This is a genomic window from Dehalococcoidia bacterium, assembly GCA_003597995.1.
In the GTDB taxonomy this organism is placed as follows: Bacteria; Chloroflexota; Dehalococcoidia; order Dehalococcoidales; family UBA1222; genus SURF-27.
The window spans coordinates 1-12,209 of sequence record QZJY01000012.1; the positions used below are offsets into that span (position 1 = coordinate 1).

Genomic DNA, 12,209 nt, shown 5'->3' on the forward strand with positions numbered 1-12,209 from the left:
GTGAAATCCGTGAAATCGGCGTAATCGGTGATTCAGACAACGTCCCCAGCGCCCCGGCGGGGATATAGCGATCCCACCGCAAGCGGTGGGGCACCAGGCGTGTTAGGAGCAATGCTGTTAAGCTTGGAGATTTCTTATAAAGAGGCTCCAAAATAATTCAGCAGCCCCTTGCTGTGATAATGGTTCATTACTCTGGCCGCTGAAGACAGACATTCCCAAAGCTTTTAGCTGTAGCGTGAATCCGTCATAAACAACGCTGATTTGTTCGTTGAAACTGCCAAGCGCAGCATCACCGGAATGGGAGAAAGCTATCGTGTTAGAACCAAACCCCCGGTTGCCATAATACACAGAACATTCTGCAACTTTATCACCGCTACTATAGATGAATGCCGCGAAGCTTGTTCCATCCAATCGTTTGAATCGTATCTTTATATGTGGATTCCTATTTGCAAGTTCTTGTAATGATCCTTCAAAATATAGCGCCATATAATCATAACTGTTTTCTAAAAAATTGTCCCGCTCATGATCGCTGAACTTGCGCTTTATTCTTAGATTGCTCGATCTCACATTTTGTGATGTGTCCGAATGTGATTCTAGTTCATGCTTATTAGTTTCAGAAGCAGTAGGTTTTGGTAAGTTTTCTATTGCCTCACGAATATCCTTGGCCACAATTGAAAAAGCCTCATGCTGATTGGCGTACATCGAAACCGGTTTACCATCAGTTGGGGTGGCTCTTAGCTTGCCAAATGGGGAAGAGTGCCAGTCACAAGGGTGTAAGATTACGGGAATTACTACTGCGCTTTCCTCTTCATGCTTTTCCATCGCTCGAATCATTTCCTTTTCATAGCAATAATCAGACGCAAGAAAATTGGCACTTACAAGCAGGAGAATTATTTGCGAGGATTCGATCTCCTTGCTAATAGATTTGTTGAGTTCGCCACCCGCCATGATGCGTCGATCGTGCCAAGATGATATTATTCCTTGGCGTTTGAGCAAAGCCAAGTGTGTTTCTAATTCATTTCGGAGAGTCTCGTCCTTATGAGAGTATGAAAAAAATAGCCTCGCCATTATCCTTTATCCTCCATTCGTTGTTACACTATGCTTTTCAATTGTCGCAAGAAAGTTATTAAATTGACTACTGAAAATTCATCGTTATTCAAGCCATGTTGGTTCCATAGATTGAAAAGCGCTTCTTCGCGTGGCCGTGGAGGTCTACTTTTTCCTTCACGTGTTCTGCCTGAAGGTGTTGTCAGCACCACATTCATATCACCTTCTTTAACTATAACTCGCACAAGGACTTTAACACCGTCGGCTCGACGTCGATTAACCTGTTGAGTGATCCAACTTTCTTCTATGTCCCCAAGATCTTTTTCAGCGTTACCAATTGAAATCTTTACCATGACATCTCCTTTTGTTAGACCAATAATTTCATTACTTATTCATCGGCAGTTTCGCCGTATGCTTCTTTCATGACTTGCTTGATGATGATTTTATTCTTCTCAATTTCTCCAGGCTTCAACCGAATTCGGTATCGCCCCCAACGAGTATCATAATCCATCACATCTAAACCGGCATTTTCCAGCCGTTCTTGAGTTTCTAGTGAGTTCTTTAGACGCGGTTCAAATCGAATAAATCCCTTCTTCGGGCGTACGATAATAAAATTGCTCGGATGGCCATTCCTTGCAAGTCCTATGTAGAATTTATTGTATTTCAATTCCAATGAGCTATCTAATTCTCTTGCAATTTCAAGGAATTCATCAGCCATTGCAACCGTTCTCTTTGTTTCGCGATTTTCCCAATAAGCTCTATCAGTTACTTCCAGCGTTTCTTCATCTTCATCGACTAATCCCAAGGATAATTGACTTATTACCGTCGTAAACATCAAACCTAAATTATTGTTAAGTCTTAATGCACTCATTTGAATCGCCATTAAAGGAATCATTCCGTTAAATAGGCTTATTACATTTAAGAACCTGCTAGTTATATCTTCAGCCACAATTACAGCGGTGTGTTGATACTGCGGATATCGTTTTCTTTCATAATCCCAATACTCTATAGTACGAATAATATGACTTTCGTCAGCGCAACCAAGCTGTATCTCAACTTCATATCTTCTATTGGAATCTTCTTCCTGGAATAATAGATCTAGACGGCCAGCTCGTGGCTGAATTCTTTCCTTATCTTTTAGTATTACATCTCCTAAACCAAGTATAGCGGGGTCCTCAGCTATTCTATCCTGAACCCAACGCTCATTTAGTTCGGGGTGATTTTTAATACTGATGCGCTCAAACTTTGTATATTCCATTTTTCTCTCCTCTGGTTGTATTATCCGAGCTTTGTAGTCATATTAATCTCGCAAACACTTTAAACCCCGTTCCTCCCAAATATACTCCACAATTCCTTCAAAGTCAAGCAAAATCTTTTCAATCACCAAAAAAATCACGGGGCGCGAACCCTCGCGCCCCGTCGTCGAAAAGCCAACAGCCAACAGCCAACAGCCAGCCGCCTTTTACATCCCGTACTTGGCGATAATCTCCTTCTTGCCTAGCCCCAGAATGCCGTACTTTTCGCCCACCTTGCGGAAGGCGGCGATGGCCGCGTCCAGGTGCTCCTTGTCGTGCGCCGCCGAAAGCTGCGTGCGGATGCGCGCCGCGCCCTTGGGCACCACCGGGAAGAAGAAGCCCACCACGTAGATCCCTTCGGCGAACAGGTCGCGGGAGACGTCCTGGGCCAGCTTGGCGTTGTACAGCATCACCGGCACGATGGGGCTTTCCCCTTCCTTGATGTCAAAGCCGGCTTCCTGCAACAGCTTGCGCCAGTAGAAGGTATTCCATTCCAGCTTGTCGCGGCGTTCGGTGGTCTGGAACACCAGGTCCAGCACCTTCAGGGAGGCCGACACGATCACCGGAGCCACGGTGTTGCTGAAAAGGTAGGGACGGGCCTTCTGGCGGCACATTTCCACCAGTTCCCGGCGGCCCGATACGCACCCGCCGGAGGCGCCGCCCAGCCCCTTGCCCAAGGTGGTGGTGATGACGTCAATCCTGCCGAACACGCCCCGGAATTCGTGCGTGCCCCGCCCCGTCTTGCCCATGAACCCGGAGGCGTGGGAATCGTCCAGCATGATCATGGCGTCGTACTTCTCGGCCAGGGCCACGATCTCGTCCAGCTTGGCCACGTCGCCGTCCATACTGAATACGCCGTCGGTGATGATCATGCGCTGGCGCTTGTCCTGGTGTTCCTGCAGCTTCTCTTCCAGGTGCCCCATGTCGCTGTGCTTGAAGGTATCCGTCATGGCCTTGCACAGCCGCATGCCGTCCACGATGGAAGCGTGCACCAGGCGGTCGGAAATCATCACGTCCTGGTCGTTCAGGATGGCTTCGAACACGCCGGCGTTGGCGTCCATGCAGGAAGGGAACAGCAGGGTGTCTTCGGTGCCCAGGAATTCCGTCAGCTTCTTCTCGAGCTGGCGGTGGATGTCCTGCGTCCCGCAGATGAAGCGCACGCTGGACATGCCGTAGCCGCGGTGATCCAGCCCCGCGTGCGCCGCCTGGACCACCTCGGGATGGCTGGACAGGCCCAGGTAGTTGTTGGCGCACAGGTTGATGACGTGCTTGACCGGCGCGCCGGGAGGAAATTCGACTTCGATTTCGGCGCCCTGCGGAGCGTGGATGTAGCGCTCCTGCTTGAACAGGCCGGCCTCCTGCAGCGCCGCCAGTTCGGTCTGGTAGGACGCGCGGGCCTTGTCGCTGTATGCCATGATGGCCTCCGTCGGAAGAGTTAGAGAAATTGGATGGTGAGACTATTTCATCTCACCCCGCCCGGGAATTCATTTCCGGGCGCGGAGGGAATCTATCCCAATCCGCTGTATTACATTCAAAGGTTGAATTGCACGCTGAACCCGAAAGCGGTGACATCTTCGTCGAAGAACTGGCCGTAGGGACTGAATCCGTGGTAGTAGACTGCGGTGAAGGCGCGCCGCCGGAAGGGAGCGCGGGTGGTGGCCGTGGGGCAGCATTCCACCCCCGCGGCCAGGCTCCAGCCCCCCGCCCAGTTGTCCTGTTCCCAGGATTTGACGTCCAGGCCGGCCACCCAGTGCGCGGTCGCCGTTTCCCCCAGCCGGAACAGCGGCCGGGGATGGCGGTACTCGACGCCCGCATGGGCCAGGCCGCGTTTCAGGTCCTCCGGCTCGCGGTTGTAAATGAACTCCCCGCCGCCGAACAGCCGCGCCCCCCGGGATTCCCAGGAGAGCAGCAGCTCGACCACCTCGAAGCTTAAATCCAGCCGTTCGGGCTGAGATGCCAGCAGGTATTCGTCCCCCAGGTGGGAACTCTGATGATACCATCTCAGCCGGGTGCTGAGATCCCCGCGCCGCCAGGTGAAGGGCAAGCCGACCAGGTAATCGGCGTTGACCAGGGAGGTGGCGGGCAGGTGCAGGTCGAGCTGGGCGAAGACTCCCGCAGCGATGCTGATCTGAAATTCCCCCTGAAACAGGCGGGGGAATCGCAGCAGGCCGAAGCTTTCCCCGAAGGCCACGGCGGCGACGTGCGAACCCAGGGTGTTGGAATCATACCACAGGTAACTGCCGGAAAAGCGCGGCTGCTTGGGATCGGCCAGAATCGGCCGGAACAGGTCCCCGACGGGAAAGGCGTCAACGATTCTCTCCTGGCTTGCCGCCTCGGGATGGGCGTGCACGGTCAGCAGGAGGAGGGCCGCAATCCCCAGGAGCCGCCCACCGGGCAAGCTCACTTATTCTGGAAGCGGTGGACCAGAACCACGATGCTGTTGACCGTGTCGAAGGCTTCGGGGCTGGCGTCCGCGTCGGGGATCTGGATGTTGTATTTCTTTTCCAGGAACCGCTTCAGGGACACCATGGAAAAGGAATCCACGATGCCGCCGGAGATCAGCTTGGTATCCTCGTTCACTTCCCGGTCGTCGTCTTCTTCCAGGTATTCGCGGCGGACATAGTCCAGCACCGTTTTGTGCATGTCATCCATGGATTACTCCCAAATTTGGTGGATCGATTTAAATGAAGGAAAGGATTTATTTCTCGCGAAGACGCAAAGACGCAAAGAACATGAATTATTGACGCAGTTTGTTGGCCACACGACGGAGGCCATCCCGGATCATGGCTTCATTGAAGTTCACCAGCAAACCCAAGCGATAATCCAACAGCCGGATATATGTTAGCGCCTGTTTTAAATGTGTGTTGGTTAAGTTTTCAACAGATTTAAGTTCAACCAGAAATTTGTCTTCCACGATAATATCAGCGCGAAAACCCAGATCCATACGCACTTCATCATAAATCACCGGTATGCCCACCTGTCTCTTGACTCTGAGGTGGCGTTTGGCCAATTCGTACGCCAAAACTTCTTCATAAACGGACTCCAATAATCCGGGTCCGAGCCTGGAATGGACTTTATAGCAGCAATCCACCACGATTTCTGCAATTTCGTTTTCAGTCATTTCCGGCCCAATTGAATATCGCGGTACTCTTCTTTACGCCATATAATATCCGAAAATCATATCCCCGCAAGACGCAAAGACAACAAAGAGAACTTCTTTGCGTCTTTGCGTCTTTGCGAGAGATTCGCTTCATTCGTTTTCCAGGGTGGAAGTGTCGCCGATCGGTTCGCCCCATTCCTTGGCTCGCAGGATGCGGCGCATGATCTTGCCGCTGCGGGTCTTGGGCAGGGACTGCACGAACTCGATCTCCTGGGGCATGGCCAGCGGCGAAAGCTTCTTGCGGATGAAGTTCATGATCTCCAGCTCGAGATCCGAATCCACGGTGAAGCCGGGCTTCAGAGCCACGAAGGCCTTGACCACCTCCATGTTCACCGGGTCGGGCTTGCCCACCGCCGCCGATTCGGCCACCGCCGGGTGCTCCAGCAGCGCCGATTCGATCTCGAACGGCCCCACCAGGTGCCCGCCGGTGTTGATCACGTCGTCGTCGCGTCCCACGAACCAGAAGTACCCTTCGGCGTCAATGCTGGCCCGGTCGCCGCACAGATACCAGCCGTTCTTGAACTTGTTCTGGTACACCGTGGGATTGTTCCAGTAGCTCCGGAACATGGACGGCCAGCCCGGCTTCAGAGCGATCAGCCCCACCGTGCCCGGCGTCTGGACCGGCTCGAAGGTCTTGGGATCCACCACCGTGGCGGTGATGCCGGGGAACGGCTTGCCCATGCTGCCCGGCTTGACCGGCATGCCGGGGTAGTTGGTGATGACCATGGATCCGGTTTCGGTTTGCCAGAAGGTGTCGTGGAAGGGCTTGCCGAACGCTTCCTGGGACCAGATCACCGCCTCGGCGTTCAGCGGTTCACCCACGCTGGCCAGGTGGCGCAGAGAGGTTAAGTCGTACTTGCGCACGGCCTCGAATCCTTCGCGCATCAGCAGGCGGATGGCGGTGGGGGCTGAATACCATACGGTAATTTTGTGCTTCTGAATGGTGGCATACCAGCGCTCCGCGTTGAAGCCGGAATCCAGCACCACCTGGGTGACGCCGTTGGCCCATGGCCCGATGATCCCGTAGGATGTGCCGGTGACCCAGCCCGGATCGGCGTTGCACCAGTAGATGTCATCCGGCTGCAGGTCCAGCACCCACTTGGCCGTCAGGTATTGCGAGATCAGGGAATAGTGCACGTGCTGAGCGCCCTTGGGCTGGCCGGTGGTGCCGGAGGTGTAGTGCAGCACGGAGGGCGTTTCGGCGGTGGCAGGATAGATCTCGAACTGTTCCACCCGCGGCGCCTTCTCCATGTTGAAGGCCGTCTCGCGATCCTTCAGCACGGTGCCTTCATCGGCGTCCACCACCACGATGTGCTTCAGGTCGGGCAGTTGGTTCAGGATCTTGCGCACCTTGGGAGCGTGCTTCTTCTGGGTCAGGATGGCGGCGGTTTTGGCGTTTTCCAGCCGGGTGTAGAGGGACTCGTCCCCGAAGGCAGAAAACAGCGGCTGCGCAATCCCCCCCATCTTCAGGATGCCCTGAAAGGAGAAGTACAGCTCGGGAACGCGATCCATGAAGATGCAGATGCGGTCGCCGGGCTTCAGTCCCAGGGACTGCAGGTGGGCGGCCCAGACATTGGTCAGCACCCGCATGTCGTTGAAGGTGTAGGTCTTGACGTTGCCCTGGTAGTCTTCCCAGATCAAGGCCAGCTTGTCGGCCTTCCCCATCTGGCAGTTGCGGTCGCTCAGGTACCAGCCGATATTGATCTTGTCGCCTTTTTGGTAGTCCAATTCCTGTTCGGAGATGGACCAGTCGAAGCCGGCGAGGCGCTCTTCATACGATCCGATGTTGCTCATGCCACTCCCCGTGATTTTATCTATGGATGTCTGACTACGATTCGAGGATGACCATCGCCAGGGCCAGTTGGCGGGTGTGCGACAGGGACAGGTGCAGATGTTGGGCCCCCAGGTTTTGCGCCGCCTCCAGGGCTTTGCCGGTGAGGTGGAGTTCCGGGCGGCCCAGGACGTTGCGGCGGACTTCCACCTCGTGCCAGGCCAGGCCGCCGCGGTACCCCGTGCCCAGCGCCTTGAAGAACGCCTCCTTGGCGCAGAACCGCGCGGCGAAGTGCTGGGCGGGATGGCGCATGCTCCGGCAGTAGCCGATTTCTGCCGGAGTGAACAGCTTGTCGGCCAGCCCGTCCTTCTCTTCCAGATCCCGCTCCATGCGGGAAACGTCCAGGAGATCCGTCCCAGTACCGAGGATCATGATGGAAAAGGCCCTTTTCAGGGTAGGTGTAACGGCAAACCCGGTTAGATCCGGCGTGGCGTCAGGTCCTAGCCGCGGGATAATGGTAAATCTCGGCAGTGGTGAATGGTACGCCAGGGGATCGGGAAGGCGGCGAGACCTGACGCCTCCCCCGCCTCGTCCACCGGTGGCGCGTCAGGTCCTAGCCGCGGGAGGCAGGTAAGCCAGTGCAGTGGTGAACGATTCTATGCTTTACCACCATCAGCGGCGAGACCTGACGCCCTGACGAATCCCGATGGCCATTTCAACCATCCAGTAAGGTAAATCTTTTTGGCCCGGAAATCAAGTGAAATTTTACTCAACCTGACATTTTTAAGATTCTCAGAGGCATTTCGTGCCGGGGAAAGCGCCGGAGTCGGAGCGGTTTCATTCCTCCGGCGGAACGTGCGCCGGCGGCCCCGGAGCCGGGAACAACCGGGAAGCCAGGATGGATAGGGTCAGGATGGTGACGATGACGCCCAGGGAAAGCAGCGTGGGTATGTGGACCAATTCCATCAGCAGCATCTTCAGTCCGACGAAGGCCAGGATCACCGCCACTCCGGTCTTCAGGAAGCGGAACAGGTTCATGATACCGGCCAGGAGGAAGTACAGCGACCGCAGCCCCAGGATGGCGAAGATATTGGAGGTAATAACGATAAAGGGATCCTGGGTGATGGCCAGGATGGCGGGAATGGAGTCAATGGCGAACATGATGTCGGAGCTTTCCACCACCAGCACCACCAGGAACAGCGGCGTGGCCATGATGCCCCCCTTGCCCCGCACGAAGAATTTGTTGTCCACGTAATTGCGGGTGACGGGGAAAATTTTGCGGAACCACTTCACCAGGGGCACCTTGTCCGGATCGACCTCCTTCTCCTCAGAGAAGGCCATGCGCCAGGCGCTCCACAGCAGCAGCGCCCCGAAGACGTAGATCACCTGGTGAAAAAGGTGGATCAGGGCCACCCCGAAAACGACGAAAATCATGCGGAACACCACCGCTCCGGCGATGCCCCAGTTCAGCGCCCGGTGTTGCTGAATCGTGTTCACCCCGAAGTAGCTGAAGATCATGATGAACACGAACAGGTTGTCCACTGACAGCGAGTACTCGATCAGGTACCCGGTCAGGAATTCCAATGCCTTCTGGCGGGCGGTGGCGTCGCCGCGGATGAAGGGTATGCCGGCCTGGACCAGTTGATCCCAGAAGAGCAGGATGCCCAGATTGAACAGCAGCGCCGTGCTCACCCAGATGATCACCCGGCGCGCGTCATGTTTGCGTACGGCGGTCAAGGTTATCCTTGGTTTTATTAGTGTTATGAGATGAATCGGTGACCAGCCGGCAGCCAGCAGCCAAATGCCACCCGCTACCGAATCACCACGAATTTCCCCACCTTGATCTTGCCCCGGTTGCCGGGCGTCCGGTCCTCGACGCTGAACAGGTAGAGCCCCGAGACCACCTGCTGACCGTTGCGGGTGTTCAGGTCCCAGCTTTCCGAATTCAGGCTGGTCCAGTGGATGTTGGGATCGCCCAGGCTGTTCGACGTCTGGGAGGAATGCGGGATCACCTGCACCATGTCTCCGGCCACCGTGTAGATGCGGATCAGGCATTCCGCCGGCAGGTTGATGAACTCCAGGCGGCGGTCGGTCTGGGGGAAGAATTCCGGCGTGCCGTCGTCCTGGTTTTCCCAAGCCAGCCCGCCGGAATACGTGGCGGTGTAATCCTGGTATGCGCGATAGGGGTTGGGTACCACTTTAACCTCGCCGGCAGGGTCGCCGGCGGGAGCCAGGTAGATGGCGTTGGCGTTGCGGGCCGTTTCCAGCGGTTCGGTGCCGGACCGCGGATCGCCATAGTCGAAGGCGCAGACCGCATAATACCGCGGATAGCAGGGGTGCGCATCATGGATGACGTAGGTGTAGGTCGAATCCGATTCCCGGATGGCCTCCAGACCGGTGTTCTGTCCCACCGGCTGGCGGTACAATTGGATGGAGTTGATGATGGTGTCCGCCGGCGCGTTGGTGCGGGCGTCCGGGTGCGTGGCCAGGGAATCGGTAGCCGAGTAGTAGGCGAAGTCCACCTTGTCGAATTCCGCCATGATATGGAAATCGTACTCCAGGCCGGTGTTGGACACGTAGATGCGGTAGCCTTCGAAGTCCTGGGCGCCGGAGAAGGGGTCGTAGTATCCCGGGTCCTCGGCATTGGCCTTCCACCGCAGGATGACGTCGTCCCGGGTCAGCGCATAGGACAGCTCGGGGATGGGCGGGGGAGGCGGGCCCCTGAAGTCGGGGATGCCGTCGCCCGGGTCCAGCACATTATTGTAGCGGGTGTAGCCCAGGTTCAGTTGCCCATAGCGGGCGTCGTAGACGAATTCCGGCCGCCAGATCTCGTCCTCGCCGGGGTCCAGCCGTCCGTTGCGCTCGCTGCCGTCGGCGTCCGGCCCGGGGTAATAATCAATGAACTGCCCGAAGTAGATCACGGAATCGCCGATGTCCCGGGCGTAGAGCAGATCCGTCCCGGTGTCTTCGCCGTACCAGCCGTCGCCGTTGGAATCCAGCATCTCGTTGTCGTACACCCGCGCCGCCCAGGCGGCGTTATAGCGCAAATTGGCGAAGTTGAACTTTTCCGGGTCGATGACCTCGGGGTTCTCCTGGGGATGCTGCACGTCGTGGAAGCCGGATCCGGCCACGTAGGCCACGGTCATGTGGAACTCTTCGCCCGGATTCAAGCGGTAAACGTCGTTGCCGGAAGGGTCCTGGTGGTCAAAGATGCCCAGCGGCCCCCAGGAGATCATGTAGCGGGTGTCGAATCCGTTGGCGATGTCGGTGGCGTTCTCAGCCACGTTTTCGAGCTTCCAGTCGTGCTCTTCCAGCAGCGCCCCGGTGGCGGGGTCATGAATCCGCTGGGGATGGGCACGGATCCAGTCGGCGTCGTTGACGTGCACCTGGTCGAAGTCGAATTCTCCGTTGGACAGCACGAAGTACTTGCGGGCGTCGCCTTCCGGCGTGCCCCAGATGTCAGTCCAGCCGGCGGGGGAGCCGTCGTCAATCCAGGCCGGGCCGTAGTCCAGGCCGGGGTTGGGGTTGCGGATCCACCAGTTGAACGAGGTGCGCAGCCGGGGGTTGGGGGCGCGCACCACCCGCACGCCCGTCACCGCCGGGCAGGTGAAATCGGACCCCGACGCCACGTCCAGGGGCCGGCCGTCGTTATCGGCGATCCAGGCGGTGTTGATGATCAGCGAGTCCGGCACCGTACTCCCGTCGGGCAGGATGCGATCGTAGTAGTACCACTGCTGGAAGCCGCACACGTCGTCGTCCTTGATCAGCCCCTCGCCTTCCCAGCCTACGTCGGCGTCAATGTAGAACCCCACGTAGACGTTCTTCAGGAAATTCGACGCGACGTTCTTGACCACGTAATCAATCAGGATGAATTCCTGGGCGTAGTTGTAGGACCAGGAGTAGGAGCGCTGTTCCACCCGGATGCCCAGGGGGAAATGGGGGCCGTCAATGACGTCGTCCTGCACCCAGAAGGACTCCCGTAAGGTGTCGCAGTAGACGGCGATGAAGTCCTGTTCGGCGATGGCCTCCGGGTGATACACCGCTTCGCCCAGGCGGTTGAAGTTGTTGGGTATGGTGGACCGTTCCAGGATGCCGTGCTCTTCCAGAGGCAGGCCCCCTTCCGCGCCAGGCTGGAATTCATGGCCCTCCACCCATCCGGCCGTGCCGATGGAGACGCGGGGGAATTCGAATCCCCCCTCCTGCACCAGGGCGCCCACCCACAATCCGCCCTGGTAAAGATACTGCACGTTGGAATTGCCCGGATATTCGCACTGCGGCGCCCACAAGCCGGGATACTCCGGGTCGGCCATGGCCATGGCCGATCCCTGGTTGAAGTTGCCGATGAAACCCCAGTTGGTCACCGTGATCCACAGGTTGCCCTTGCGGTGGGTGCGGTTGGCCCGGGCGATATTGGAGATATCCACGCCGCGTGGAGGGTTCTTGGGGTCGAAGGGGGGCCAGTCTTCCTTGCCCTGGGAGTGGCCGGCCGTGTGCAGGATCAGGAGCAGCAAGCCGGTGAGGACGGCAGTTCTCATGGTTCACCCTGATGGTTCCGCGTTGCCTTGAACAGCCCTGCATCCGGCGCGCCCGGGAACACCGCCGGTTTCAGGAGGTTAGGAGAATGACGCCGGCATGGCGGCCGGGGTAGCGGAAAAAACGTATTCCGGAGACCGGAAAGTGCCCAGGGAAGAAAACGAAAATCCACTTCGCCCGGCGGCCCGCGGGGAAATCCTGCTGCCGCGCGGATCGGGCACCCTCCTGGAGCGCCTGCGCCGCGCCGGGTATGCTCTGCGCGCCGACTGCGGCGGCCGGGGCGCTTGCGGACGGTGCCGTGTACGCTATCTCGCCTATCCGCCGTTTCCCGACGCCGTCGAACTGGAAGCGCTGGGCGATGCGGAGGTCAAGCAGGGTTGGCGCCTGGCCTGCCGCGACCACG

General features: G+C 57.3%; 11 protein-coding genes. 1 reads left to right on the forward strand and 10 read right to left on the reverse strand.

Features of this window, described 5'->3' with window-relative positions; translation table 11 throughout:
* Positions 1-117 precede the first annotated feature (117 nt).
* The 10 genes from C4542_01635 to C4542_01680 form a co-directional block, all read right to left on the reverse strand.
* Positions 118-1,068, reverse strand: coding sequence for a toll/interleukin-1 receptor domain-containing protein (locus C4542_01635; protein RJO62869.1), 951 nt, complete (start codon positions 1,066-1,068; stop codon positions 118-120).
* A 23-nt stretch (positions 1,069-1,091) separates the two neighbouring features.
* The gene (locus C4542_01640; GenBank protein ID RJO62870.1) at positions 1,092-1,400 is read right to left on the reverse strand and encodes a hypothetical protein; all 309 of its coding nucleotides are present in this window, start codon (positions 1,398-1,400) and stop codon (positions 1,092-1,094) included.
* Positions 1,401-1,435: 35 nt separating this feature from the next.
* The gene (locus tag C4542_01645) at positions 1,436-2,305 is read right to left on the reverse strand and encodes a hypothetical protein (protein RJO62871.1); all 870 of its coding nucleotides are present in this window, start codon (positions 2,303-2,305) and stop codon (positions 1,436-1,438) included.
* Between the two features lie 204 nt (positions 2,306-2,509).
* Complete coding sequence (locus C4542_01650; protein RJO62872.1) at positions 2,510-3,757, reverse strand: glycine C-acetyltransferase; 1,248 nt, start codon at positions 3,755-3,757, stop codon at positions 2,510-2,512.
* Positions 3,758-3,873: 116 nt separating this feature from the next.
* Positions 3,874-4,746, reverse strand: a complete 873-nt coding sequence (locus C4542_01655; protein ID RJO62873.1) for a DUF1207 domain-containing protein — start codon at positions 4,744-4,746, stop codon at positions 3,874-3,876.
* Entirely contained in the window at positions 4,743-4,994 is a 252-nt protein-coding gene (locus C4542_01660; GenBank protein ID RJO62874.1) for a hypothetical protein, read from the reverse strand. Before C4542_01660 ends, C4542_01655 begins: the two co-directional genes overlap by 4 nt.
* A gap of 85 nt (positions 4,995-5,079) precedes the next feature.
* Entirely contained in the window at positions 5,080-5,463 is a 384-nt protein-coding gene (locus C4542_01665) for a GxxExxY protein (GenBank protein ID RJO62875.1), read from the reverse strand.
* Between the two features lie 129 nt (positions 5,464-5,592).
* Positions 5,593-7,296 carry an acetate--CoA ligase gene (gene acsA, locus C4542_01670; GenBank protein RJO62876.1) on the reverse strand — a complete coding sequence of 568 codons (1,704 nt, stop codon included), beginning with the start codon at positions 7,294-7,296 and terminating at the stop codon, positions 5,593-5,595.
* A 34-nt stretch (positions 7,297-7,330) separates the two neighbouring features.
* Positions 7,331-7,705 carry a holo-ACP synthase gene (locus C4542_01675; protein RJO62877.1) on the reverse strand — a complete coding sequence of 125 codons (375 nt, stop codon included), beginning with the start codon at positions 7,703-7,705 and terminating at the stop codon, positions 7,331-7,333.
* 405 nt (positions 7,706-8,110) lie between these two features.
* Entirely contained in the window at positions 8,111-9,328 is a 1,218-nt protein-coding gene (locus tag C4542_01680; protein RJO62878.1) for a TerC family protein, read from the reverse strand.
* Positions 9,329-11,905: 2,577 nt separating this feature from the next.
* On the opposite strand from C4542_01680, the gene C4542_01685 reads away from it, so the two are divergent.
* A partial coding sequence (locus tag C4542_01685; protein ID RJO62879.1) for a hypothetical protein occupies positions 11,906-12,209 on the forward strand: 304 nt, incomplete at its 3' end.

Bases quoted from the DNA above. Each gene is read 5' to 3' on its own strand.
- C4542_01645 (RJO62871.1), bottom strand. From the start codon at position 2,305: ATGGAATATACAAAGTTTGAGCGCATCAGTATTAAAAATCACCCCGAA.
- C4542_01640 (RJO62870.1), bottom strand. From the start codon at position 1,400: ATGGTAAAGATTTCAATTGGTAACGCTGAAAAAGATCTTGGGGACATA.
- C4542_01660 (RJO62874.1), bottom strand. From the start codon at position 4,994: ATGGATGACATGCACAAAACGGTGCTGGACTATGTCCGCCGCGAATAC.
- C4542_01680 (RJO62878.1), bottom strand. From the start codon at position 9,328: ATGCCTGATCCGCATCTACACGGTGGCCGGAGACATGGTGCAGGTGAT.
- C4542_01675 (RJO62877.1), bottom strand. From the start codon at position 7,705: ATGATCCTCGGTACTGGGACGGATCTCCTGGACGTTTCCCGCATGGAG.
- C4542_01635 (RJO62869.1), bottom strand. From the start codon at position 1,068: ATGGCGAGGCTATTTTTTTCATACTCTCATAAGGACGAGACTCTCCGA.
- acsA (RJO62876.1), bottom strand. From the start codon at position 7,296: ATGAGCAACATCGGATCGTATGAAGAGCGCCTCGCCGGCTTCGACTGG.
- C4542_01650 (RJO62872.1), bottom strand. From the start codon at position 3,757: ATGGCATACAGCGACAAGGCCCGCGCGTCCTACCAGACCGAACTGGCG.
- C4542_01665 (RJO62875.1), bottom strand. From the start codon at position 5,463: ATGACTGAAAACGAAATTGCAGAAATCGTGGTGGATTGCTGCTATAAA.